Annotated in this window: 25 protein-coding genes; 11 read left to right on the forward strand and 14 right to left on the reverse strand. The window is 70.4% G+C overall.

Annotated features, from left to right (window positions below; genetic code table 11):
- Positions 1–90: 90 nt before the first annotated feature.
- Both ACNYC2_RS27725 and ACNYC2_RS27730 read left to right on the forward strand, forming a co-directional pair.
- On the forward strand, positions 91–297 hold the full coding sequence (locus tag ACNYC2_RS27725) for a hypothetical protein (protein WP_419704826.1): 207 nt from the start codon (positions 91–93) through the stop codon (positions 295–297).
- Positions 294–788: an NUDIX domain-containing protein gene (locus ACNYC2_RS27730; protein WP_419704827.1), complete on the forward strand. Its 495-nt coding sequence runs from the start codon at positions 294–296 to the stop codon at positions 786–788. Before ACNYC2_RS27725 ends, ACNYC2_RS27730 begins: the two co-directional genes overlap by 4 nt.
- 36 nt (positions 789–824) lie before the next feature.
- On the opposite strand, the gene ACNYC2_RS27735 is transcribed toward ACNYC2_RS27730, so the two are convergent.
- A complete protein-coding gene (locus ACNYC2_RS27735; RefSeq protein WP_116673055.1) occupies positions 825–1,730 on the reverse strand; it encodes a LysR family transcriptional regulator in 906 nt (301 codons plus the stop codon).
- 199 nt (positions 1,731–1,929) lie between these two features.
- Here ACNYC2_RS27735 and ACNYC2_RS27740 point away from each other — a divergent pair, with 199 nt between their 5' ends.
- Positions 1,930–2,292 carry a hypothetical protein gene (locus tag ACNYC2_RS27740; protein ID WP_419704828.1) on the forward strand — a complete coding sequence of 121 codons (363 nt, stop codon included), beginning with the start codon at positions 1,930–1,932 and terminating at the stop codon, positions 2,290–2,292.
- A 98-nt stretch (positions 2,293–2,390) separates the two neighbouring features.
- Positions 2,391–2,801 carry a VOC family protein gene (locus ACNYC2_RS27745; protein ID WP_419704829.1) on the forward strand — a complete coding sequence of 137 codons (411 nt, stop codon included), beginning with the start codon at positions 2,391–2,393 and terminating at the stop codon, positions 2,799–2,801.
- A 12-nt stretch (positions 2,802–2,813) separates the two neighbouring features.
- On the opposite strand, the gene ACNYC2_RS27750 is transcribed toward ACNYC2_RS27745, so the two are convergent.
- Together ACNYC2_RS27750 and ACNYC2_RS27755 are read right to left on the reverse strand one after the other, a co-directional pair.
- Positions 2,814–3,659: an endonuclease/exonuclease/phosphatase family protein gene (locus ACNYC2_RS27750; RefSeq protein ID WP_419704830.1), complete on the reverse strand. Its 846-nt coding sequence runs from the start codon at positions 3,657–3,659 to the stop codon at positions 2,814–2,816.
- A gap of 71 nt (positions 3,660–3,730) precedes the next feature.
- On the reverse strand, positions 3,731–4,363 hold the full coding sequence (locus tag ACNYC2_RS27755) for a PAS and ANTAR domain-containing protein (RefSeq protein WP_419704831.1): 633 nt from the start codon (positions 4,361–4,363) through the stop codon (positions 3,731–3,733).
- A gap of 198 nt (positions 4,364–4,561) precedes the next feature.
- Here ACNYC2_RS27755 and ACNYC2_RS27760 point away from each other — a divergent pair, with 198 nt between their 5' ends.
- Positions 4,562–5,422, forward strand: a complete 861-nt coding sequence (locus ACNYC2_RS27760; RefSeq protein ID WP_419704832.1) for an SDR family oxidoreductase — start codon at positions 4,562–4,564, stop codon at positions 5,420–5,422.
- Here ACNYC2_RS27760 and ACNYC2_RS27765 read toward each other — a convergent pair.
- Positions 5,371–6,411 carry a PEP/pyruvate-binding domain-containing protein gene (locus tag ACNYC2_RS27765; protein WP_419704833.1) on the reverse strand — a complete coding sequence of 347 codons (1,041 nt, stop codon included), beginning with the start codon at positions 6,409–6,411 and terminating at the stop codon, positions 5,371–5,373. The two genes, ACNYC2_RS27760 and ACNYC2_RS27765, sit on opposite strands and share 52 nt — an antisense overlap.
- Positions 6,412–6,557: 146 nt before the next feature.
- Between ACNYC2_RS27765 and ACNYC2_RS27770 the strand changes: the two genes are divergently transcribed.
- Positions 6,558–7,088, forward strand: coding sequence for a SigE family RNA polymerase sigma factor (locus ACNYC2_RS27770; RefSeq protein ID WP_419704834.1), 531 nt, complete (start codon positions 6,558–6,560; stop codon positions 7,086–7,088).
- A 155-nt stretch (positions 7,089–7,243) separates the two neighbouring features.
- Positions 7,244–8,539, forward strand: a complete 1,296-nt coding sequence (locus ACNYC2_RS27775; RefSeq protein WP_419704835.1) for a hypothetical protein — start codon at positions 7,244–7,246, stop codon at positions 8,537–8,539.
- Between the two features lie 108 nt (positions 8,540–8,647).
- On the opposite strand, the gene ACNYC2_RS27780 is transcribed toward ACNYC2_RS27775, so the two are convergent.
- Positions 8,648–9,544, reverse strand: coding sequence for a hypothetical protein (locus ACNYC2_RS27780; RefSeq protein ID WP_419704836.1), 897 nt, complete (start codon positions 9,542–9,544; stop codon positions 8,648–8,650).
- 510 nt (positions 9,545–10,054) lie between these two features.
- On the reverse strand, positions 10,055–11,479 hold the full coding sequence (locus ACNYC2_RS27785) for a hypothetical protein (RefSeq protein ID WP_419704837.1): 1,425 nt from the start codon (positions 11,477–11,479) through the stop codon (positions 10,055–10,057).
- 292 nt (positions 11,480–11,771) lie between these two features.
- On the opposite strand from ACNYC2_RS27785, the gene ACNYC2_RS27790 reads away from it, so the two are divergent.
- Entirely contained in the window at positions 11,772–12,236 is a 465-nt protein-coding gene (locus ACNYC2_RS27790) for a DUF6328 family protein (RefSeq protein WP_419704838.1), read from the forward strand.
- Between the two features lie 19 nt (positions 12,237–12,255).
- On the opposite strand, the gene ACNYC2_RS27795 is transcribed toward ACNYC2_RS27790, so the two are convergent.
- The gene (locus ACNYC2_RS27795) at positions 12,256–13,746 is read right to left on the reverse strand and encodes a hypothetical protein (RefSeq protein WP_419704839.1); all 1,491 of its coding nucleotides are present in this window, start codon (positions 13,744–13,746) and stop codon (positions 12,256–12,258) included.
- A gap of 168 nt (positions 13,747–13,914) precedes the next feature.
- Positions 13,915–15,084, reverse strand: coding sequence for a pyridoxal phosphate-dependent aminotransferase (locus tag ACNYC2_RS27800; RefSeq protein ID WP_419704840.1), 1,170 nt, complete (start codon positions 15,082–15,084; stop codon positions 13,915–13,917).
- Positions 15,085–15,169: 85 nt separating this feature from the next.
- Between ACNYC2_RS27800 and ACNYC2_RS27805 the strand changes: the two genes are divergently transcribed.
- Entirely contained in the window at positions 15,170–15,799 is a 630-nt protein-coding gene (locus tag ACNYC2_RS27805; RefSeq protein ID WP_419704841.1) for a DUF1992 domain-containing protein, read from the forward strand.
- Between the two features lie 16 nt (positions 15,800–15,815).
- Here ACNYC2_RS27805 and ACNYC2_RS27810 read toward each other — a convergent pair whose 3' ends face one another.
- The 4 genes from ACNYC2_RS27810 to ACNYC2_RS27825 all read right to left on the reverse strand — a co-directional run bounded on the left by ACNYC2_RS27810 (position 15,816) and on the right by ACNYC2_RS27825 (position 18,938).
- Positions 15,816–16,109: a hypothetical protein gene (locus ACNYC2_RS27810; RefSeq protein ID WP_419704842.1), complete on the reverse strand. Its 294-nt coding sequence runs from the start codon at positions 16,107–16,109 to the stop codon at positions 15,816–15,818.
- Between the two features lie 114 nt (positions 16,110–16,223).
- The gene (locus ACNYC2_RS27815) at positions 16,224–17,429 is read right to left on the reverse strand and encodes an alpha/beta hydrolase (RefSeq protein ID WP_419704843.1); all 1,206 of its coding nucleotides are present in this window, start codon (positions 17,427–17,429) and stop codon (positions 16,224–16,226) included.
- A gap of 19 nt (positions 17,430–17,448) precedes the next feature.
- Complete coding sequence (locus tag ACNYC2_RS27820) at positions 17,449–18,384, reverse strand: NAD(P)H-binding protein (protein WP_419704844.1); 936 nt, start codon at positions 18,382–18,384, stop codon at positions 17,449–17,451.
- A 62-nt stretch (positions 18,385–18,446) separates the two neighbouring features.
- Positions 18,447–18,938, reverse strand: a complete 492-nt coding sequence (locus ACNYC2_RS27825) for a low molecular weight protein-tyrosine-phosphatase (RefSeq protein ID WP_419707917.1) — start codon at positions 18,936–18,938, stop codon at positions 18,447–18,449.
- 414 nt (positions 18,939–19,352) lie between these two features.
- On the opposite strand from ACNYC2_RS27825, the gene ACNYC2_RS27830 reads away from it, so the two are divergent.
- The gene (locus ACNYC2_RS27830; protein WP_419704845.1) at positions 19,353–20,180 is read left to right on the forward strand and encodes an alpha/beta fold hydrolase; all 828 of its coding nucleotides are present in this window, start codon (positions 19,353–19,355) and stop codon (positions 20,178–20,180) included.
- Here ACNYC2_RS27830 and ACNYC2_RS27835 read toward each other — a convergent pair.
- Entirely contained in the window at positions 20,170–21,465 is a 1,296-nt protein-coding gene (locus ACNYC2_RS27835; protein WP_419704846.1) for a hypothetical protein, read from the reverse strand. The two genes, ACNYC2_RS27830 and ACNYC2_RS27835, sit on opposite strands and share 11 nt — an antisense overlap.
- A 221-nt stretch (positions 21,466–21,686) precedes the next feature.
- On the reverse strand, positions 21,687–22,535 hold the full coding sequence (locus tag ACNYC2_RS27840; protein WP_419704847.1) for a class I SAM-dependent methyltransferase: 849 nt from the start codon (positions 22,533–22,535) through the stop codon (positions 21,687–21,689).
- A 72-nt stretch (positions 22,536–22,607) separates the two neighbouring features.
- On the opposite strand from ACNYC2_RS27840, the gene ACNYC2_RS27845 reads away from it, so the two are divergent.
- Positions 22,608–23,900: an anhydro-N-acetylmuramic acid kinase gene (locus ACNYC2_RS27845; RefSeq protein WP_419704848.1), complete on the forward strand. Its 1,293-nt coding sequence runs from the start codon at positions 22,608–22,610 to the stop codon at positions 23,898–23,900.
- Positions 23,901–24,299: the final 399 nt, after the last annotated feature.

Here is a 24,299-nt window from a genome sequence, read left to right on the forward strand (position 1 = left end):
CGTTGAAGATCTTCAGTTATGGGCTCATCGTAGCGGCGTGGCGGATGCCCTGGAGACCCCTGCCGATGCTGGAGTCCTACGAGCTGTCGCATGCAGGTCACGCAGGACGATGCCGCCGTGAAGGCCTACTACGAGCAGCAGATGCCCGACCAGGTCGAGATCCGGTTCCATGACACCCCGCTGTACAACGCCATCTACCGGTTCGACGACGAGATGATGGTCAACACCTACGTCGAGTCGTACGAACGGGTCTGGGCCTCCGCCCGACCCGCCCAATCCCTGGTGGACCCCACATGAGCGAAGCCACTCGTCGGATCGACTACTGGCGCGACCCCGCTGCGCCCGAACCCACCAGCCGGAAGACCTCCGCCTCGGTCTTCGTGCGCAACGACCACGGGCACCTGCTGCTGCTCAAGCGGGTCGACAACGACCTGTGGACGATCCCCACCGGCGGAGTCAAGAAGGGCGAGACCGTCGGACAAGCGGGCACGCGCGAATGCCTCGAGGAGACCGGCCTCGAGGTCGAGGTCACCGGGCTGGTCGGCGTGTTCTCCACCCCCGACCACGTCATCGTCTACCTGCACGGCGACACGGTCGACGAGGTACGCCAACCGATCAACATCTGGCTACGCGCCCGGCTGATCGGCGGACAGATCACACCACAGCTCTCCGAAGCGTCAGAAGTGCGGTGGATCGACCCGGCACACCTTGACGAGTACCCGATCCATCCAGCCCTCCGGCAACGCATCGACCACGGACTGAGCTCAACCGAGCCCTACGTCAACTGAGGTCGACCGCGACGCCGCATGGCTGTGAGCCTCCGACTACCCGAGATCGATCTCGCGGGCCGCCGCGACCATCTCGTCCACGACCGCCCCTACCGCGGGTCCGGGCTCGTGCCGGTTCTGGCGGTGCCGCACCACCATGCGCCGCGAGCCGAGACCGGGGAGCGCCACCACGGCGACGCTGTCGGGTATCTCCTGCTGCAGGGCCAGCGCGGGCAGCATGGCGACGCCCTGGCCCGCCGCGACGAGCGAGATCGCCGTGTCGAAGTCGTTGTAGGCGTGCCGGGTCTCGAAGGCCGTGCCGAGCTGGGCGGCGAGACGACCGAGCGCACGGTCCGCGGCTGATCCGGCCTGCGGGCCCACCCACATGAGCCCCGCGAGGTCGTCGATGCGTTCCGGGGCGGGCAGGCTGGTCGGCACGACGATGCGCCACGGTTCGTCGAGCAGCGGGACGTCATGGGCGCCGCGCGGTGCCGGGGCGTCGACGTCGACGTCGCGCTCCAGGACTATCGCGTCCAGGTCGCCGGCACGCAGGCGGCGGGTCGCGTCCGGCGGGTCGTACTCCTGCACGTCCACCTCGATGTGCGGGTGGCGTTCGGCGAGCGAGACGAGCATCGGTGCGACCACCGTGCGGATGGCGGTCTGGATGGAACCCACGGACACCCGGCCCGTGAGCTCTCCGCCCAGGGCCGCGATGGCCTGGCGGGCCTGGACCATCTCCGCCTCGATGCTCTCCGCGGCATCGGCGAGCACCCGGCCGGCCGGTGTGAGAGTTACGCCACGCGGCCCACGGTCCAGCACGTCGATACCCTCCTCGGCCTCCAGGCGGGAGATCTGCTGCGAGACGGCGGAGGGCGTGACATGCAGGAGATCAGCGGCCGCGAGCACTCCGCCCGCACGGTGCACGGCGAGGAGAAAAGCGAGTCTTCGCGGGTCCGTCGGCATGTAGCAATGCTACATCCCGGAGTCACGAACGTTCGATTGTGCTGAAGGCAAATCTGGCTCATGCTTGGTCATGGCGGCGGTCGCGCCCAGCTCTCCCGGGCCCCGCGCCACACCCCCTGATGGACTCCGGTGATCCGGAACCCTCATGCTATCGAATCGTTTCGGTCCCTACGGATCCAAAGCTCCAGGAGTACTTGCCATGACCCTCATGATGGTTGCCACCGCTCTCGGCTGGGTTGGCGCAGTCGCCGGCCTCGTGGCCTATGCCATGGTCAGCCGCGGGCGTTGGAACGCCGACTCTCTCGCGTTCCAGGGCACCAACATGCTGGCCGGCGTGACCATGCTGACGGTCGCCGCATCGAACGGCGTCTGGCCGTCCGCCGCTGCGAACATCGCCGCCATCCTGATCGGCGTGCACGCGGTGACGACCGTGCTCCGCGCGAAGAAGCGGAAGGCGCAGAGCGCACCGACCCTGGCGGTCGTCGAGGACCTCGCGCAGGACGACCGGGAGCCCGCGGCGCAGTCCGCCGTCAGCCACCGGGCGTACGCCGAGGCCGCCTGACGGTCCACGTCTCCTGGGATCCTCCGCGAGGTCCGGCGCTGCGTGCGCCGGGCCTCCCGACGTCTTGCGGGTGGCGCCACATGTGGTGCGCTGTCGTGATGAACCCGCGCATCAACACGGTGGTGCTCGACACCACCGACACCCGTGCCCTCGCCGAGTTCTACCGGCAGCTGTTCGGACTCTCGTACCGCCCCGGCGACGAGCCGCCGCCGGTCGGCGAGCCGGACCCGAACGGCAAGGACTGGCTGGTCCTGCAGAACGACGACGGCGTTCCCCTCGCGTTCCAGCAGGTGGCCGAGCTGCCGAGGTCGACGTGGCCGGAGTCCGAGATCCCGCAGCAGCTCCACCTGGACACCACCGTGCCCGACGTCGCCGCGCTCACCGAGGCGCGTGACCGCGCCCTCGCGCTCGGGGCCACCCTGCTCCTCGACCGGACCGACGACCCGGACGAACCGCTCTACGTCTTCGCGGACCCGATGGGCCACCCACTCTGCATCTTCGTCGGGTGACCCGACCGCCCGCTACCCGCCCGGCGGTGTGAACGACAGGTCCACCAGGAGCGCCCGGTGGTCCGAGACACCCGTGTTCACCGCCCGGCCGACGGCTGCGGGCGGACCGGCGTCCGCACCGCCGTCCCACAGCACGTGGTCGATCTGGAACCGGGGATCGTGCCGGGGGAAGGTGTCGTCCGTCGCGAGCTCACGCCAGCCCGTGCGATCGGCCGGCACCGACCCGCGAAGGTTGAAGTCCCCCAGCAGCACCAGCGGCCGGGGCAGTCCGGCGAGCCGACGCCGGAGGTGGTCGACCTGCCGTTCCGCATGCCGTTCCCCAGGCGTGCCGCGACGGTATCCCGCCGTGCGCCGCACGATCCCGCCGGCCCAGGTGACCGTGGGGAACCGGTAGACGCTGAGGTGGGTGCACACGACGGTGAGCGGCCCCGACGGCGCGTCGACCACGGCGGCGAGCGCCACCCGGGGCTCGTCGGTGCCGAGCTGGATCCGACCCCATACCCACGGGGTGGCGGGCGGCAGGAGCACCGTGTGCCAGCTCCGCACGGGGTACCGGGAGAGCAGCGCGATGCCGTAGCCGGGAACGTCCGGCCGTTCCGCGCGGCGGGCACGACGCCGGACGCCGGGGTACCGGAACGGTCCCGCGAGCGCCGGCCGGAACCGGTGGTCGGCCGCACCCATCGCCTCCGCGCAGAGCCGCGCCTGGTCCGCTCCCCCGGACCGGGCCTGCCGCAGGTCCACCTCCTGCAGACCGACGACGTCGGCATCGAGCGCCGCGACCGCGTCGGCCAGCCGACTGTTGTCGACGCGACCGTCGGGGCCGAGACCGTGCTGGACGTTGAACGTGGCTATGCGCACGTCCCGATCTTGGGCCCAACCAGCTCGCTGCCGCTACCGCACGGTTGGCATGACGCCCCGGCCGGCGTACGTCAGAGATCCTCCGGCGGGACCGGCTTCTCCAGGAACTCGTCGATCGCCTCGCGGGTCGGGAACGCCGTGACTCCGGGCCCGGAGAACAGGTGCACCAGGGAGTAGGCGATGTCCCGCACAGCGATGTTCGCCAGGTTCGAGGCCTGCCGCAGCAGGTCGAACGCAGCCTCCTCGTCGATGCCGTAGACCACCATGAGCACGCCCTTGGCCTGCTCGATGACCGCCCGTCGCTCGGCGGAGGCCTGGATGGAGGCCGTCGCGTCACGTGCCGCCGCCTCACGGTGCGACTCGGTGACGTCGATGAAGTAGCCGAACAGCTCGGTCACCCGGCCCGTCGCAGGGTCGCGCCGCCCCTGGCCCGTGACGGCCAGCGTGCGGGTGTCACCCTGCGCGTCGCGGATGCGGTGCACCGAGCTGAACGGCTGCCCGGTCTCAGCGGCTCGGCGCAGCAGGCCGTCGACCCGCGCCCGGTCATCAGGGTGCTTGTGGGACAGCATGAGCGGCGTCGTCGGCACGATCTGGCCAGGCTCGAACCCGTGCATCACGTACACCTCGTCGGACCACGCCCACTGGCCGGTCGCCAGCTCCAGCCGGTATCGGCCGACGGGCGGGCGAGCGCCCCCTGCGAGCACTTGCTCCAGTGTTTCATCGAGCGGTGGCTCGCCGGGAGTCGTTGGGGAGGTCACGACACTCCTTCCAGAACAGGTACGCAGAACCGGTGCTCTGAGGGTACGGGATATGCGACCCCTCAGCGCACGGGCTAGCGTGTTTGAGGGTCGAGCAGAGGCCACCACATCGGTCGGACACGTCACACGACGATGGAGGACAAGATGAGCCAGGACCAGCCCTTCCCACCGCAGCAGCAGAACCCACCCGGCACGACGGACGAGATGGTCCCCACACCGGATCACGGTGAGGCGAGCTACGTGGGCAGCGAGAAGCTCGTCGGCCGCAAGGCCCTGGTGACCGGCGGCGACTCAGGCATCGGGCGAGCGGTGGCCATCGCGTTCGCCCGTGAGGGGGCGGACGTCGCCATCTCCTTCCTCCCCGAGGAGGAGCGGGACGCGCGCACGACCGCGGAATGGGTACAGAAGGCAGGGCGCACGTGCGCGCTCCTGCCGGGCGACCTCCAGGACGAGGCGACCGCACGCGGTGTAGCGCACCGGGCAGCGGGCGAGCTCGGCGGCCTCGACGTCCTGGTGAACAACGCGGGCTACCAGATGGCACGCCGGGGGTCCGTCGAGGACCTGACGACCGACGAGCTCGACCGCGTGCTCAAGACCAACCTGTACGCGCTGTTCTGGGTCACCCAGTCGGCGCTCTCGCACCTCGGCGAGGGGAGCGCGATCATCAACAACTCCTCGATCCAGGCGTTCCAGCCGTCCACGTCCCTGCTCGACTACGCGGCGACGAAGGCGGCCATCAACAACGTCACGGTCAACCTCGCCGCCGAGCTGGGGCCCCGTGGAATCCGTGTGAACGCCGTAGCACCCGGACCGATCTGGACACCGCTGCAGCCGGCGACCCAGCCGGAGGAGAAGGTGGAGTCGTTCGGTTCGAACACTCCCCTGGGCCGTGCCGGGCAGCCCGCGGAGGTCGCGCCGGCGTTCGTGTTCCTCGCGTCGCCCGTGACGGCGTCCTACGTCTCGGGGACCGTGCTCGGGGTCACCGGCGGCAAGCCGGTGTTCTGACTGCTCGTGGCGGTGCCTGTGACGGGCCGCGCCTGCAGGATGAACGGCCGGCCGTCGTGCACCGCCCACTCGACGTCAACCGGCGCCTCGTACAGCTCCTCGATGCGGACACCGATCGCGGCGAGTTGAGCGGCCTGCACGTCGGTGAGCGACGGACGACGCCGCAGTTCGGCCGGAACTGGCTCGTCCCAGGTGCCGTCGTCGGTCCGCACCGTGCGCACCTCCTTGTCGCTCACCGTGACCCGGACGGCGTAGCCCACACGCGCCACCAGGAACGTGTCGGGGTTGACCCGACCGCCAACGACGGCCTCCCCCAGCCCCCACGCCGCGTTGATCACCACCCAGTCGCGCGAACCGGTCATCGGGTCGACGGTGAACAGGATGCCCGCGGCGTCGGCGGGGACCATCTGCTGCACCACCACCGCGAGGCTCACGTCCTCGGCAGGGATGCCATGCCTGGCGCGGTAGCCGATGGCGCGCGCCGTCCACAGGGAGGCCCAGCAGTCCCGGACCGCGCGCAGCAGCGCCTCCTCGCCGCGGATGTTGAGGTACGAGTCCTGCTGGCCCGCGAACGACATACCCGGCAGGTCCTCGGCTGTCGCCGAGGAGCGCACGGCGACAGCCGGGTCGCTCGCGCCGCGGCTCAGGGCCGGGCCGCTCAGGCTCGAGTACCCGGCTCGGACGGCGTCGGCCACCTCCGGCGGGATCTCCAGGTCCGCGAACACCTCGGCGATGCGGGCCGCCGCGGCCTCGTGGGTCTCGGGCCGGTCCGGGTCCACCTGCGCCGCGGCCTCGACGATCGCCCGCTGCGGCGCGCCCGCCAACGCCGCACGGTAGGCGTCGGTGGTGACGTGGAACCCCTCCGGAACCGGCAGGCCGGCCGCTGCCAGGCGCGCCAGGGACGAGCCCTTGCCGCCGGTCGTCGCGAGGTCGGTGGCTGCGGGGTCCGCCAGGTCGAGCACGAACGGCTGCGGGACATCAGTGCTCACGGGGTTCTCCTTCGTCCGGGGTTGGCCTCGCGTGGGTGTGGTCAACCGATCATCGTGCATCTGAACTGCGTTCCGACCCTGCGACGTGGAACCTTTCTCGCAGTCCCCCGCGTGGTGGGGGACATGACGAGAGAGAGCACGCGAACATGTCCGCCGAGGTGAGCGACAGCCTGCTGGTCCGGGTCGACATCACCAGGACCAAGGACCAGGAGTTCACGACGTTCGTGCAGGACGTCGGGCCGTACCTGTACAAGACGGCGCTCCTCCTGTCCGGCGACCCGGACCGCGCCGAGGAGCTGGTGCAGGCGACCTTCGAACGCTCCTACCGGTCCTGGCACAAGGCACGCGCCGGTGAGCCCCGCGCCTACGCCCGTCGGATCCTGATCAACCTGCGCATCGACGGCTGGCGCCGGACCCGTCACGAGGTGGTCGCCGAAGCCGTCCCGCCCGGATCCGTCGTCGGACCCGCCGACGGCGTCGCCGTGCGCGACGAGGTGATGCGCGCACTGTCCCTGCTGCCGCTCACGCAGCGCCGGGTGGTGGTGCTGCGCCACCTTCTCGACCTCTCCGAGGAGCAGACGGCGCGTGAGCTCGGTATCGCCGTCGGCACCGTCAAGTCCGCCAACGCACGCGGGATCGCCCGCCTGCGCGACATCTTCGAGGAGGACGCACGATGAGCAACCATGACACCGATGTCCTGGCCCGCCTCCGGGCAGGTGCCGACACCGTCGAGGAGCACCGGTTCGACGCGCACGCGGTGCTTGCCGGGAGCCGGCGCGCGCTGCGGCGTCGGCGGTCGTGGCAGGCAGTGGGCGCCTGCACGACGGCGGCCGTGGTCGCCTTCTCGCTTGCACTGGCGGGGCCTGTGCCCGTGCCTGGGCTCGGCACCGTAACTCTTCCTGGGAGCGAGCAGGTGCGAGAGCTGCTCGGGATCGCGGACTCATCGAGGTGCGAGGCGCCGGAGCCTGCCGTGCCGAGAGGCGCCGTGGAGGTGGATACGAACCTGCGACCGGGGGTGACGTTCCACGTGACCGACGCACGGCCGATCTCGCGCTGCTTCGACGTCCGGATCGACGCTGTACTACCGGGCGACGGAGTGTCGCCGGAGGCGCTGACCGACGACGGCACTCTCTGGAGAGCTCCACGACAGGGCGACGACGTCGCGCGCTTCCTCCGTCGCGTCAACCCGCTCGACGACGGTGCGACCGACCTCTTGGCAGCCCCGCTGGTGACACCTGCGGATCGCGAGAGCACGATCGGCGACGTCACCACGGTCGAGAGCCTCACCGCGCACGGGAACCGGGCAGCATGGTTCGAGATCACGAGGGAGAGTACCGACCCGACTCCACATCGGATCGTCCTGGCCGCAGGCGGCACCCGAAGCGGCGCAGTGACGGCCGACGGGTACGAATCCCGGTCCATCACCGAGATCGAGGGCCAGTACCACTACAGGCTTGCCGTGACCGCTCAGCGTGTGGCGTGGCGCCAGGAAGGCGCTCCGTCAGGTTCCACAAGCGACCTGACGACCCCGGAGTGGTTGACGATGCCGGCCTGGGTGACATCCATCGACTCGGGCAAGCCCGAGAGCCTGGGGGTACACACCACCGCGATCGGTGCGGACGACGACGAGATCGTCGTGGCCACGCTCGACGAGCTCGCCGGACGCAGATCGACAACGACGTTCACCTCGTTCGGGGATAACGGGCGCGAGACGACTGTCCTCACGCTGGAGCACCCTCACGGAACAACCGTTGAGTTTGTCGACATCACGGATGACGTCGTCACGTATGCGCTGCTGGGTGGTGACGTCGTCGTCGTGCCAAGAGTGAACGGTGTCGCCGACGTCGAGGGGGGCGAGGCAGTTGCCGTGCGTCTGGCGGACGGCGCCATGGGCGACGCCATGTCCACCCTCTCCGCAGATGGCGACACGGTCGCATGGGTATCTGGGGCCGTCGCGTATCTGCTGCGGGACACCGCGACGAGCCGTGCTGCCAGCCCGGACCTGGTGCGAATCGGCCAGAGCGGTCCGAGAGGACACGTGATGGTCGGCCTCGCCGGTGACCGCATCGCCTGGAGCACGATCAAAAGGTCCACCGTGACGATCAATGTCGGAACACTGCGCGAGTAGCGGACAACAAGAGGTCCGCCTCCACCACACGATCGCGCATGCTCCCAACGGAAAATGCCTGCGTGATCGTGTGGTGGAGGCGGACCTTCGAGCCAGCGGACTGCTCGGTCAGCGGACCGTGACCGTCACGGAGCCCTTCGACGGTGCCTGGAGGCTGGTACCCACGTACTTGGCGATCCACGTGCCGGACCTGCTCGTCATGACAGAGGTCCGGTACGCCCCGCGCGAGTTCGTGTGGACAGTCTTGTTGTAGACCGGGCCGGCCGGACCGGCCGGGTCGAAGTACAGCCTGAGCGCCGTGTTCGGCGCCAGGAGGTTCGCGGCCTCAGAGTAGTCGCCGACAAGCTGCACCTTGCGCACCGATCCGTGCAGCTCGATGTTCCTGGCACCGGTGAACGACGTTGACGACGCAGCGATCGTGGTGGTGCTGGCACGACGGACCCGGATGGTGATGATGGGGTCACTGGTGATGGGGACACGCACAGCCTGGCGGTTCCCGTCCAGATCCGCGTCCCACGGATCCGTGTAGACGGCGACCGGGCCCACGAAGACGACGTCATAGAGGCCAGCCGGGTGCACCGCGGAGAGCCGGTAGGTCCGGGTCGCGCTGTAGTGCGTCCGCCAAGGTTCCTGCGTCGCGCTGGTGACGTGGCCGACTCCGTATCGCCCCTCGGAGCGGCGATTGATCAGGTACGGGCCCGTCTCGACGACGCGGAAGTTGCCCGGGAAGCCTGGGGTCAGGATCCCGGCGTCGACATGGACCGTCTGCGGCTCGACCCTCGTAACGACGTCCTGGACCGTCACCCGGACCTTGGCCGTGGAACCACTCCGCGTGTTCGAGGTCACCACCGACCGGACGGGCAGCGCCGCCTCACGGCTCGTGAACGTCGCGGTACGCACACCCAGGGCCGGGTCCTCGTCCTCGCCTGGTCGGAGGATGTCATAGGTACCGGAGGTCCGGGGCTGGAAGGTCGCGGCGAACCAGCCGTTGTCGTCGGACGTCACGGTCGCAACCGCCTCGCGGGGTGCGGAACCGGCTGGATCGAAGTAGATCGTGACGGCTTCGCCGGCAGCGGGCGATCTCCAACCGTGACCGACGTAGCCATGAACCTGAACGGACGAGCCGGCCGGCGCTCGGTCCGGAGCGACGGCGACGTCACTGTAGTCGTACGTGGACAGTTCCGCCCGGGCCTCGCCCGTCGGGGCTCCGGCTGCTGTGGGCGCACCCAGCAAGCTCCCGACGAGCGCCAGCCCGAGTGCGGAGGCGAACAGTTTTCGGGCACCGACGACCATGGAATACCTCGCGGGGAGAATGGGGCCCGGGAACCGGGAGCAAGCACAGATCCTGCCAGGACCGGCGTTTCCCAGATTCACGATTACGCACAAAGAGGCGGGTGAACTTGCTTCCAGCACAAAGGTCCGCCCCCACCAGACGATCAGGCATGGACTCGCGTGAGAGCCCATGCCTGACCATCTGGCGAAGGCGGACCTCTGTCCGCCGTCGGCCGAGGACGACTAGTTGACCGTGATGGCCACCGTCGCCTGCGACGGAGCCTGCAGGGTGGTGCCCGCGTACTTCGCGATCCACGTGCCCGAGCTGCTCGTCAGTGCCGTCGTCGAGTACGTCCCGTTCGTGCCGGTGGTGACGGTCTTCTGGAGGGTCGCCCCCGCCGAGCCGGCCGGGTCGAAGTACAGACCGACCGACGTGTTGGCCGCCGGCTTCTCCGCAGCGCCGCCGCCGCTCACGAGCTGCACCTTGCGCAGCTCACCGCTGAGCGTGATGGTCTTCGGCCCGGTGAACGACGTCTCCGACGCCGCGAGGGTGGTGGTGCTCGCCCGCTTCACCACGATGGTGGTGACGGTGTCGTCCTGAACCAGGACGTCGTGCGTGCAGTTGCTGATGCCGCTGGCGGCGTCGTTGGCGTCCCAGTCCGGTGCGGAACAGGCCTTCATCGCGTCCCGGATGCCGATGTCGTAGATACCGGCAGGCATGGTCGGGTTGAAGGTAAGGTTCACGGCGCTCGTGCCGACACCGGCGTGCGTCATCTCGCGCTCCACGTGGTACCCGTCGGGGAAGCTGCCCTCGCCGCGACGGCTGTCGGCGCTGACGAAGCCCGACTTGCCGCCGACGGTGAAGCCGAGGCTGCCGACGTCGACCCGACGCGACACAGGGGCCAGGCCGACGACGACGTCGTGCGTCATCAGGTGGTCACCCGCGGTGTAACCGTTCTCGGTAGCGCTGACCTGACCCTGGCGCAGCGTCGTGGTGCGCTCCCGCGCCGAGGAGGTGATCGTCCACACGGTCTTCGCGCCCGCATCGGTCATCGGCATCTCGGCCCGCCACTTGCCGGACCCGACCGGCGTCCGGCGCGTCGTGAAGAAGCCCCGGGAGTCGGTGGTGAGGGTCGCCTGCAGCGTCTCCGGCGCGTCGCCGGTCGGGTCGAAGTACACCTTCACCTCCTGACCGGTGGCCGGCTGGTACTCGCCGGTTCCCAGGCTGCGCATGTTCGCGGCGCCCGAGACCGAGAGCGTGGAGCCGGCGGGCGCGCTCGACGGAGACGTCCAGATCGCTGGGATGTTCCGCTGCGCCCGGAACGGCACCAGCGCCGGGTTCTCGGTGCGGATCGGCACGTTGACCACGCCGTTGGACGTGGTGACCGCGATCTCCGCGGCCACGCTGACCTGATAGACGCCCGACTTCGCGTCCGCGGACAGCGGCACCCTGGACGTCCAGGTGTTCGCAGTGCTGGTGGCGGCGAACTGCGCGCCCACGAGGCTCCGGCCGTCCGGGTCGACCATCGTCATGCGGCCCGACCGCATCGCTGCGGACGTCCCGTTGTGCGTGATGCTGAGCGTTCCAAGGATGGAGCCCTGCACCTCCGAACCCGGCGGCAGGGAGATCTTGGCGGTGACGACGACGTCCTCCACCCGCATGGTCATGGACCGGCTCTGCCCCGCGGAAGGTCCGGGCGAAGCCGCACGGTCAGGTGTCGCGGCCCCGCTCGATGCGGCTACGCCAGTCATCATCAGTACCGCGCTGAGCGCCATGCTCAGCGGCACACGCATCTTGGTTCTCATCAGTCCACGCCCCTCATCCCGGGGACGCGGACGCGTCCCGCCCCAGCCGCATGTTCCCCCGGGTGAAACACGAGGGCCAACGGGAGACAGTGATGTGAAGGGGTGAAATTTTTTCATCCGCTCACGCGTACCCGACAGTTGCGACAATGGGGTCGTGGAAGCCGACGGACGCAAGGAAACACCGAACGAACGCGCTGATCGAAACTGGAACGAGCTGCTCCAGGAACTACGCGTGATGCAGACGGGCGTGCAGATCCTCACGGGGTTTCTGCTCACGCTTCCGTTCCAGCCGACGTTCGCCGATCTCGACGACTACCAGCGCACGGTCTACCTGGCGCTGGTCGTGACCTCGGTGATCGCCACGGCGCTCATCGTCGCCCCGGTCAGCGTCCACCGGTCGCTGTTCCGTCAGCAGATGAAGCGGCACATCGTCACGCTGGCCGACCGGCTCACGCGGGTAGCGCTCGCCGTGCTCGCCCTCGTGATGACCGGCGCGAGCCTGCTGGTGTTCGACGTCGTCGTCGGGCGGACCGAGGGCATCGTCGTCGGCGCGAGCGTGCTCGTGGTGCTGGCGATCGTGTGGGTGGTCCTGCCGGAGGTGCTGCGCCGGCGCCAGTGACGCCGCGCAGCACCCGGGACTACTCGACGGCGATCCAGACCGTGCGGCTGGACGCCGCGTTCAACGACGTCCCCGGGAACTCGGCGACCCAGCGGCCCGACGCGCTCGTGAGGAACTTCGCCGCCCAGACACCCCTCGAGTTCGTGTAGACGGTCTTCTCGTACTGCGGCGCAGCGGAGCCGGCAGGGTCCCAGTAGAGCCTGACTGGTGCCTCCGCGGAGTAGCGGTACGCGGCCTCTGTGTTGCTGACGAGCTGCAGCTTCCGCACCGAGCCCTTGAGCGTGACCCACCGGGGCTCGTCGAGCACCTTCGGCGACGCCGAGATCGTGGTGATGGTTGCCCTCTTCACGGTGAGGGTCGTGATGGTGTCGTCGTCGATCCGCACCTCCTTCATCCCGCAGTCACCCGAGGACGGGTAAGCAAGCCAGGGCGACCTCGTGCAGGTACCAATCACGACGTCGGCACCCACGTCATACACCCCAGGCGGGGTCAGAGCGTCCATCCTTGCCGTGATGTAGCCCGCCGTACCGTCACCGCTGAGCTTGTGTTCCGGCCATAGATGGTGGCCATTGGGGTAGGTACCCTCGCTACGCCGGCTGACGAGGTGCACGCCGGCGATGGAGCGCATCCTGCCGAACGAGGTCACGCCGAAGTCCACCCGGACAGCCTGTGACTCGAGCGTTGTCACTACGTCCGGCGCGGTCACGCGAATGCCTGCCGTGGCGCTGCCCGAGGTCTGCGTAGCGGTGCCCTGTTGCACCGGCCGCGTGCGCGAACGGGCCGACTGCGTGAGGCGCACGGTCGCCGGGCTCAGCTCGGTGGTCCCCGCGTACGAGACGTACCACCGGCCAGGGACCGTCACCCGGGTGTCCAGCCGAAAGAAGCCCGTGCTGCTCACCGTGGCAGTGCCCACCTTCGTCCGCGGCGCCGACCCTTCGGGGTCGAAGGCGATGTCGACCGCCGCGCCGGTCGCCGCGACGGGGTCGTAGTCGCCCACAGCGTTCCGGACCAGCCACCCCATCGACCCCGCCACGGTCGTGGCCGTTCCGGTCGGCTGATTGCCCGACCGTGCCGTAGCCTCCAGCATCGTCCGGTACCGGACCTGGAACGTCACGAGGTCCACCGCCTCGATCCGCACGAGCGCGGGAGCTGCGCCGCCCTGGACGTCGACGAACGCGGTGAAGGAAACGCGGTAGTCGCCTATCGGCGCGCCGTTCTGAAGCCGCGGCACGGCGCGGAGGTGCCCCTCGCCAACCTCGGTGAGGCCGGAGATCCCGCCGAGTTGATGTCCCGCGGAGTCGGTCACGACCACCCACCCCTGGTCCAGCGAGATCGCCGTCCCGTCGTGCTCGAGGTAGATGTCGACCGGGACCTCGTACGGAGTGGCCGTGTCGCGGTCGCTCACGACGACGCGCGCCGTGACCTCGTACCCGCCCGAGGAAACGGTGACCGTCCCTTCGCGGGTCACAGCGGTGGCAGGCGCGACGCCCGCGCCGGTGATCAGGAGCATCGATGCGACCGTCGCGCCGAGCGCGCGTCGTACGTAGGACAGCACTGTCGTGGCCTCACAATAAGGAAGAGACGTCACCGGAGAGCCCGGGCAGCGCTGATCCTGCCAGGCCGCGAGCGCCAGATCGGTCGACGGGCGGATATCCACAGGGTGATTCCGCCGCAGGGCTCAGAGCGTCTTGTGCCAGGCCACGATCCGGTCCACCGCACGGGTAACGGTGTCGAGCGACGACGCGAACGACAGCCGCACCCACTCGTGGCCGTGCACCCCGTCGAAGTCGGTACCGGGCGTAATGGCGACGTCGGCCTCGGCCAGCAGCCGAGCACAGTAGGTGACCGAGTCCAGGCCGAACTCCGCGATGTTGCCGTACAGGTAGAACGCGCCGTCAGCCGGTGCGACGGGGCGCCAGCCGAGCTCGCCCAGCCGCTCCAGGAGCAGGGTGCGCGACGCCGCGTACCGGGCCACGTTGTCGGCCGCGGCCGCGTACCCCTCGGGTGTGAACGCGGCGATACCGGCCTGCTGCGCGAGCGCAGGCGGCGAGAGCGCGACGTTGCCCGCGAGCGCGTCGACCGGACCGACCAGCTCGTCGGGCAGCACCAGCCAGCCGAGCCGCCAGCCGGTCATCGCCCAGTACTTCGAGAACGAGTTCACGACTATCGCGCCCTGGCCGACGAACGTCGCCGCCGTCGCCTGCGCCACCTCGTCCGAGTAGGCGATGCCGTGGTAGATCTCGTCGCTGATCAGCCGCACGTCGTGGTCGGCGCACCACTCGGCAATCGCAGCCAGTTCGGCCGGCGTGATCATCGTGCCCGTCGGGTTCGCGGGCGAGGCGACCATGACGCCGTCAAGCCCGCCGCCGTAGTAGGCCTCGTTGAGCTGCGACACCGTGGGCTGATAGCGGGTCTCGGGGCCGCAGTCGAGCTCCACGACCTCGCAGCCCAGAGCGGAGAGGATGTTCTTGTAGGCCGGGTAGCCGGGCCGGGCGAGGGCCACTCGGTCGCCGACGTCGAACGCCGCGAGGAACGCGAGCACGAACCCGCCGCTCGAGCCCGTGGTGACGGCGATGCGGGCAGGGTCGAGGTCGACGTCGTACCAGCGCTTGTAGTGGCCGGCGATCTCCGCACGCAGGGCCGGGACGCCCATCGCCTCGGTGTAACCGAGGGTGCCGTCCTTCAGGATGGCGATGGCCCGGTCCCGCACGACGTCGGACGCGCCGGTGGACGGCTCCCCCGCGCAGAGGTTGAGCACGTCCGCCCCGGTGGCACGTCGCGCGTTCGCTGCGGCGAGCACCTCCATGACGGCGAACGGGGGCACGTGAGACCGGCGAGAGACCTTCATGCGGCCATCATCGCCCACGAAGCCGCTCGGCGGGTGGCGCGCGGTCTCTCTTCCCGGCCGCTTGTGAAAGTTGTAACATGCTGCCATGGCGCCGGGATCGCGCGGTGACGCAGACAACGACCCTCTCCGCCGGGCCGCGCAGTACCGCGTGGACCGGGAGTCCGGGAGCGCCGAGGAACCGGCAGGCTCCCCCGGCACCGCCGACCCCGACGAGGGTGACGAAGGCAAGAAGACGCCTGGCAGCATGACCGTCGAGGAACGCTCCCGCTACGTCGACGTGGTGGTCGACCAGGCGATGCGCCGCGGCGAGTTCGACAACCTGCCCCTGCAGGGCAAGCCGATCCCCGGCCTGACCGGGACGCACGACCCCGACTGGTGGATCAAGGGCCTGATCGAGCGCGAGAACATCACGGGCCTGCTGCCGTCAGCCCAGCTGCGCAAGGACGCCGCCGAGCTGGACGACAAGCTGGACCTCGAGGCGATGGAGGTCCGGGTCCGGGAGATCGTCACGGACTTCAACGCGCGCGTCGTCGACGCCCGGCGTCAGCTCCAGGGCGGGCCGCCCGTCGTCACGCCCACCAGGGACGTGGACGAGGAGGTCGCGCGGTGGCAGGCCCGACGCGCGGCGCGGCGGACGGCGTCGTCCGGTCCGCCGCCAGCTCCGCGACGCGCTCCGACGACGTCGGAGGGCCGCCCGTGGTGGAAGTTCTGGTGACCGGCCCGCTAACCGGTCAGAAGCCGTACGCGGTCACGATGACCACAGCGGTCACCAGCCAGTAGGGCACGGAACCGGCAACGAAGCCCAGCCCTGCCGCCACGGCCATGCGCCCCCAGCGAGCGCCGAACCTGCCGAACAGCGCGCCGACGGCCATGGCGAGACCGCCCGCGATCGTCACCCCCTCGGCAGCTCCCTGCGAGATGAGCATCCCGAGGATCAGCGCAGCGATCCCGACGGCGGTCTCGCTGCGAACGAGATACGGCCCACCCCGGCGAGCCCGGGGGTGGGTCTCCTGGTGCGTTGTCATGGCGCATCGCCCCTCGTGCCCGACGGCGGTGTATGGGCACCTGCTTTCCAGGGTCCCACCACGGCTCCTCGTTCGCCAGACGCCGCAGGATCCGGACGAACAGGCGGCCTCACGTCATTCCCGGGCGGTCACATAGCCGCGGAACCAGCGCCGCGTCTCACTCCAGACCTGCTCGCGTACGGGCGCCGCGGAGAGGGTCACGTCGTGCAGCCCGCCGGCGATGCGGACGAGGGTGACGAGGGAGCCGACGTCGGGCACCCGGCGGGCGATCCCGATCACGTCCAGGACCGAGTCCGTGCTCTTCATGTCCTCGCTCCACCGAGTCGGGATGGTGCTGCGTGTGCTGAGCAGCACCAGGACCGGCACCTCGATGCCGAGCCCGCGCGCCACCTGGTCCTGGCCGCGGAAGATCGCCGCCAGCCAGGCCGGGGTGGCGCGCCAGCCGGCGTCGGGTCGCCAGGCGACGTCGTAGTCCCACTCCCCGTCGAACCGTGCGGAGATGGCGCGGGCGTACAGGCCGCGATCCAGGTTGACGAGCTGGCTGCGCGGCACGAGCGCGGACTGCACCCGGATACCGGGCTCCATGATCTTGCGCACCGCCTCGCGGGGCTGGAACTCCAGCCAGGGCGAGTTCAGCACGAGCCCGGCCACCCGCTCCTGGTTGTGCGCCGTCCACAGGCTGACCGTGAGACCCCCGGTGGAGTGGCCCATGAGCACCAGCTTGCGCTCGGGCGCCGCGTCCCGGCCGTGCCCCATGGCGGTGAGCGCGGCCTCGATGTCCTCGTCGTAGGTGGTCAGGCTGCGCACGTACCCAGGGGTCTGTCCCTCGCGCAGGCTCCGCCCGTAACGCCGCAGGTCAAGGGCATGAAAGCGGACCCCGAGCGACTCCCAGAAGTCCGCGAGGTGGGTCTGGAAGAAGTAGTCGAGCCAGCCGTGCACGTACAGCACGTCCACGCCGGCGTCAGGTACGGCGGCCTGTGGCTCGTCGGCGGCCGCCGACGGCGCTTCGGGGCGTGCGCGTCCCGCACCACCCAGGTGCAGCCTCCGCCCGAGCTCGGACAGCTCGTCCCAGAGGCGTGCCACCTGTGGATTGTCGGCGCCTACCCGGTGGATGCCCCGGCGCGGCTCGTCCCCGTGCGGGTCCTCCGGTGACTCGGACGGCGCTGGCCGAGCACGACGCACCAGCGTCGCCACGACCTCGGGCTCGTCCTCGTCCGGCTGCAGGGGCAACGTCAGGCGTTCGAAACCCGGCAGCACGTCCGGCTCCCACGCCTGCTCGGGCGTCGTTCCGTCTTCCACACCCAGGGAGAGGCTCGTCATCTCACCGACGGTAATCCCGTCATCTGACCGACGGTAATCGCAGGTGCGCCCACTCCGTCGGATAGTCGTCGAGCCATGCCTCGAGCGACCGCGCCTCCCGCCCCGCCAGATGCCTGACGTCCGGGCTCACCGTCGCGAGAACCCCCGCCTCGATCGCCTGGCACTGCGAGATCCAGTCCTCCACCTCGCCGGCGGTGGACCGGTAGAACAGGGCACGCGCCTGTTCCACGGTCTGCGGCGCGTACCGGACGGTGCGGCCCACGGCGCTCGACAGCACCCCGGCCACCTCGTCGAGACTCAGCGCCTCCGGCCCCGTCACGTGGTAGATCCGGCCCGCGTGGTGGCTCGGGTCCTCGTCGAGGAGGACCGCGGTGGCGACATCGGCCACGTCGTCGTGCGACACGGAGGCGACCCGGCCGTCTCCCGCCGGCGCCCGGAGCACCGTGTTGCGTGTCGATCCGTACGACTCGTCGTAGACCGCGAGGGTGAGGGTGCGGTGGAACATGCCGATCCGCAGCATCGTCCACCTGAGGTCCGTGCCGCGCAGGTACTCCTCGGTCAGCCAGTCGTCGCGGGCGGCCGACGAGATGGCGTCCGGCCTCGCGCCCACGGACGACACGTAGACCACGTGCCGAACCCCGGCGAGCACCGCCGCGTCGATCGCCGCGCGATGCTTGCCGACCCGCCCAGGACGGTCCTTCCCAGGCACCAGGAAAACTGCGTAGGCGTGAGCGAACGCGCTGGTCAGGATCCTGGAGTCGACGTCGGACGGGACGGCGACGACCTCGGCCTCCGGTAGCGGGGCGCCGTCGGGCAGGCGGGGCGCCGTACCCTCGCCGCTGACCAGCAGGCGCTGCCGACCGCCCGCCGCTGCCACGCGGAAGGCGAGCCTGGAACCCAGGCGGCCGTCGGCCCCGGTGAGGACGACCAGCCGGTCCGACGACGCGGAGGTCATCCCCTCACCGTAGACGCCAGACCCGCACCGGGCCGGACGGGGTGGGGTGAAACGTCAGCCGGTCACGCGCCGGACGACACACCGAGCTCCGCCCGCACGAAGTCGACGACGCCGTCCGCGGCCGCCTCGATCTGGGCGAGGCAGACCTCGAAGTCGTGCGGACCGCCGTACCAGGGGTCGGCGATGTCGAGCTCGTTCTCCGAGAGCCCGTGGGCTGCCGGGTCGAACGAGCGGTACATCCGGATCACGGGGTCGCCCTGCTCGGTAAGGCCGCGCAGGCTGCGCGCGTGCCGGGTGGTCATGGCGAGCACCAGGTCCCGCGAGGCGACGTCGGCGGCGGTCACCTGGCGCGCGTGGTGCCCGTCGCCCGTGAGGTAGCCGTGCTCGGCCAGGACCGTGCGGGCCCGTCGGTCCACCGGGTTGCCGTGCTCCTCGTCGCTCACGCCGGAGGAGTCGACGACCACGGAGTCACCGAGGCCCGCGGCCTCGAAACGATCACGGAGCACGATCTCGGCCATCGGGGACCTGCAGATGTTTCCCGTGCAGACAGTCATCACGCGGTAGGCAGTCACGCGAGCATTCTCCCCGGCCGGAGGCGCGGGAAAGCCCGCGGGGTGACTTGCGTCAGCCGTGCTGGACGAGGGCACGGCACCCGCGGGCTCCGGTGGTCGCGAGAAATTCGCCACCTTGTCCCGTTGCGCCTGGCAGATCAGGAAGGCCCCGTGCTGAGCCCCCGACCGGCGTCGGCGCGAAACGCTTGCGCGTCACGCGACTAGCGCGCGACCACCTCATGGGTCCGATGTGAAATCACTGCTCGGATCACCTCCTTTTCTCATGTGCCCACGAACTTACGCCTCGGGGCGGCGGGCGCCCAGGTTTTTTCCTCGCGGCGAAAATCAGCGTGAGATCGATAGCCTCGAGCATCCGTCGGAGCGACGACTTTTGGGGCGCTGATCCGTCTGCCCTGCATGACGACCACCACCGTCGACTCCTTCACGACGTCGGCAGACGGCACCCGCATCGCGTACGACCTGACCGGACCGACCCCCGGTCTGGTGCCCGCGATAGTGGTGGTCGACGGTGTGCTCGCCCACCGCCTGCCCATCTCGCTCGCCGTGGCGTCCGTCCTGGGCGACCGGGCGACGACGCTGCGCTACGACCGGCGCGGGCGTGGGGGGAGCGGGGACACCCCCCCGTACAGCGTGGACCGGGAGATCGACGACATCGCCGCTCTGCTGGAGGTCACGGGTCCGGCCGCGCTGCTCGGTATCTCCTCCGGCGCGTTCCTCGCGCTGCGCGCGGCGGCTGACCTGGGGGCAGGCGTCACGGGTGTGCTCTGCTACGAGCCGACGTACGACGTCGCGAGCGGCGAGCCGCCCGCCGACCCGCGGATGATCGCCGGGGTCGAGATCTGCGTCGAGGTGGGCGACCCCGGCAGCGCCGTCGAGCTGTTCCTCGACGTGGTCGGCATGCCGTGCGGGCTCGTGCCACGGATGCGGGAGTCGCCCTCGTGGGCCGGCCTCGAGGCGATCGCCCCGACCATCGCCTATGACGGCCGGATCCTCGCGGGCATCACCCTGGGCCACCGAGCCCTCATGGGCCGGTGGCACCAGGTCACCCAGCGGGTCCTCGTGGTGGACGGCGCCGCGAGCGCCGCCTCCGTCAAGCGCGCCGCACAGTCGCTGGCGGCGGTGCTGCCGGCGGCACGTCGGGTGACCCTGCCCGGGCACGGGACGGACGTGCCACCGGAGGCGATGGCGGAGGCGGTGACGAGCCTGCTCGGCATCAGTCGGTGAGCTGTGCCCGCGCCTGGTCGGCGGTGGTGACCGCCCACCCCACCGTGGTGGTGGCGGCGCTACGGCGCGTGGTCGGCAGGTACGCGTACCTGCTGCCGACGATCTCGACGGAGATGTTCTTGCCGTGCTCGGCACGCGTGAGCTGGTAGGTGCGGCTCGTGGCGCCCGTGATCGGCCGGCCCTCGGCCAGCCACTGATAGGTGGTCACGGAGGGGGTGGGCGACCAGGTGCCGCGGTGAGCGGTCAGGGTCTGCCCGACGCGGGGCGTGCCGCTGATGATCGGGTGGGGTGCCCGACCGAACGGTCGAGCGACGACGGAGGCCGCCGACATGACGCTCTTCGGGTTGTAGCCGGGCCTGTCGCCCTTCACCGTGACCGTGAGCTTGTCACCGTGCAGTCCGGGCTGGATCCGGTAGCTGCGGCTGGTCGCGCCAGGGATCAGCTCCCCGTTCGCCCTCCACTGGTATTTCAGGGTTGTCGCCTCGGGGGAGAAGTGGCCGGTGGTGGCGCTGACGCGGCCGCCGACAACCACCGTGCCGTCGATCTGGGGCGTCGTGGTGGTGAGGGTGGCCTTCACGATCTGCTCGATCGAGCTCTGGCCGGTCTGCGTGTAGTAACCCTCCTTCGACACTTCCACCGAGAGTCGCAGGAGCTTCGTCTCCTGGGTCGCCAGCGGGGTGAACGTGGGCGTTCTGGCGACCACCCTGTCGTTGATGACCCATCGGTAGGCAAGGGCCGTACCCTCCGGCCAGGTGCCTGGGTCGGCGGTGAGCAAGGAGTCGACCTGAACCGTGCCCAGGATGCGCACATGACCCGCGACCAGCTGGCCAGGGGTCACGGGTTCGAAGGTGGCCGCAGTGACGGGCTCGCTCGTGGCGCCGGCCGCGGTCGCGACGACCGTGCCGATCACGTACTTGCCCAGGTGTTCGGGCAACGGGGTGAGGGTCGCGTCGGTCGCGCCCTCGATGAGGACGTCGGAGGCATCGAGCAGCGCGTCGTCGCTGAGGTGCCACGTGTAGGCGCGGCTCTCGGGCTCGGGCGACCAGGCACCGGCCCTCTCGTCGAAGGTGAGCACGGTGTCCACCGCCCCGCGACCGTAGATCTTGGCGATCCCGGTGAAGACGGGCGCGTCGGCCGTCTCCGCGGCGGACGCGGGCACCGCGACGAGGGACGTGGCGGCCAGGGTGATTGCGGCTAGCGAGGCTTGGGCGCGCCATCGCCGAGCGATGCTCAGAGGGGATCCAGCGAGCGCACGGTGGGTGTCACCGAGGGGTGTGGGGTTCATGGGTCCTTCGCGACTTGTGACAGGACGGGGCACCGGATCCGTCGTCGGTCCCGGGCGCCGCGAACGTAGCGCGTCGCGTGTGCCGCCGAGAAGCAATATCTGCCGGAGATCGGCGGAACTCCGTCGGAGTTCACCCTCTGGTTCACCTGCTGCCCTGCCGGTCACGGCTAGCCACGGCCGGCCGAGACGTGGGCCCCGGCCGGCTCGATCGGCGTCCCGCGTCAGAACGGGCGGCGGGCCGTGACCAGGATGCGCGGGGCCTCGTCGACGAGCACGTTGCCCGTCGCGAAGTGCATGTGCAGCGCACGCAGCCCTGCCTCGTGCCGCGCGACGGCGGACGCGCTGAGGGCGGCGAGGTCCGGGACCTGCCACGCCGCGCTCCGCAGGTACCAGAGCACGGAGGACAGGTCGGTGAACGTGCGGGTGCCGGCGTACTCCTTGGCCTCGACGATCTCCAGCCCGGAGGCGACGAGCCCGTCCGAGACCACGTCGACGGTGACGGCGTCCGGGTCCCAGCCGAGCGGCACGCCGAGTGCCCGGTTGAGGACTATCCCGTCGCGCGTGTCCACCTGCTCGGTGAGGAACGTACCGCCGGGCTCCAGCACACGACCCACCTCGTCGGGGTCGATGGTGCTGAACCGGCTGAGCACCACGCTGTACTGGCCGTCGAAGAAGGGCAGCAGCATGTCGCCGTTCCAGGACGGCTCCGCCCGGCGTACGTCGACGCCGAGCGGTTCCAGACGGCGTCGAGCGGTGAGGAAGGCGGGGCCGGTCTCCGTGGCGGCCGAACCCCTCGGAAGCGGGCCGAGGCCCGCGAAGAAGTCGCCGTTGCCGGTGCCGATGTCAAGCACGGCACCCCGGGACCTGAGCACGACCTCGCGAGCGAGGGCAGGGTAGTCCCACTCCGGTGCGTCGATCGTGAGACGGTCGCCGACGGGGGTTTCGGCAAGCCCGTCGGTGAACAGCGCCGCGGGGGTCGAAGGAGTCGCAGGGGCGTTGCGCGCCCATTCGATGTGGTCCTCGAACGGCGCGTCCGGCGCCGGAGCTGGGGCGATCGAGACGTCAAGCATGGTGGAGATTGTGACGCAAAGTGGGACCAAGGGGCTAACACTGGCGCAAACCCGACCGGAGGAGTCGATCTGATGGTGGAGTCGTTGCCTGAAAACCAGTTTTCACCTGGGGATACATCGACTGCTCTGCGCGTGGTCGGACTCATGTCCGGCACGTCCCACGACGCGGTGGACGCCGCCGCGTGCGAGCTCCGGCTCGCGGGCGACACGCTGACGCTCACGCCGCTCGGACACCTCTCGGTGCCCTACCCGCCGGCTCTCCGGCCCGAACTGGTGGCGGCGCTTCCCCCGGCCCGCACCACGCTGGAGACCGTGTGCAGGCTGGACACGGGGATCGGGCAGGCCTTCGCCGACGTCGCCGTGCGTGCGGTTGCCGAGCTCTGCGCCGGTCTCGCGGACCTTGTCGTGTCGCACGGGCAGACCGTCTTCCACTGGGCGCCCGACGGCGGTGGCGTGCTCGGCACCCTGCAGATCGGCGAGGCCGCCTGGATCGCCGAGGCGACGGGGCTGCCCGTCGTCTCGGGCCTCCGCACGCGCGATGTCGCAGCGGGTGGGCAGGGCGCTCCCCTGGTCGGCTTGTTCGACGCGCTGTGGCTGGCGGGTCGGCCGGGTTCGCCGGTCGCGCTCAACCTGGGCGGCATCGCCAACGTGACGGTGCTGCCCCCGACTCCCCCGCCGGTCGAGCCTGCCCCTCCGGTGGTCGAACCTGCCCCTCCGGTGGTCGAGCCTGTCGAGACCCACACCTTCGACACCGGCCCGGCCTGCGCCCTGCTGGACGCCGCCACGCGCCACGTCACGAACGGCCGCCTCACCTTCGACGTCGACGGCGCTCTCGCCGCCCGCGGGCAGGTGCTCCCTGACCTCCTCGCACGCCTGCTCGACGAGCCCTACTACGCGCGCCAGGCGCCGAAGTCGACGGGCAAGGAGCTGTTCCACCTCGACTACCTGCTGGCTCGCCTCGGCCCCACACCGCCGACGCCGGAGGACCTGCTCGCCACCCTCGTCGCGCTCACCGCCCGCACCGTGGCGGACGCCGTCCGGCATACCGCCACCGAGGTCGTCGCTTCGGGTGGCGGCACCCGCAACCCGGCTCTGATGGCCGCACTCCGGGCGGAGCTGCCCGGCGTCACCGTCCGCACGTCCGACGAACTGGGTGTGCCGAGCCAGGCGAAGGAGGCGCTGGCGTTCGCGGTGCTGGGCTGGCACACCTGGTACGGCCTGCCCGGGGTGCTGCCGGGGGCGACGGGCACACGGCACCCGAGCGTGCTGGGGTCCGTGATTTCGGGGGTGGACGGGCGCTTCCCGCCGGGACGGGCCGCCGCCGTCGGGCAACCGGTCCGGCTGGAGATCTCCCGAACAGCCTGAGCCGCGAGGCTCGCTGATGCCGCCGGGCGTGCTGGCGCCTCGCCGGGTGATAAACGGCGGGAGGCCAGATTTCGGCGGAATTGCGGGTGTTGCGCCGGATAGAGTCGCGCGACTTGTCGTTCCGCGCGTGGTGCGCGGCTACTGCTGGAGTGCTCGATGTCGACCTCAGACTTTCGGCGGTTCCTTCCCTCGGCCAGACGGGCTTATGCATCGGTGGTGGCCTCCGGACTCGTGTTCGGGCTCGCCGCGACGACCGCCGGTGCCGCGCCTGCCCAGGCCGCGCCGGCGCCGGCGAGCCCGGTGGCCGCGGTTGCCGCCGAGACCCTTGACCCCACCTTCATCCAGGAGGGGATGCCGAGCCCGCACGGCGGGCAGGTGGCCGGGTGGGGCGACCTCGGC

Origin of the sequence: Promicromonospora sp. NFX87, from assembly GCF_048564965.1 — a bacterium.
Classification (GTDB): domain Bacteria; phylum Actinomycetota; class Actinomycetes; order Actinomycetales; family Cellulomonadaceae; genus Promicromonospora.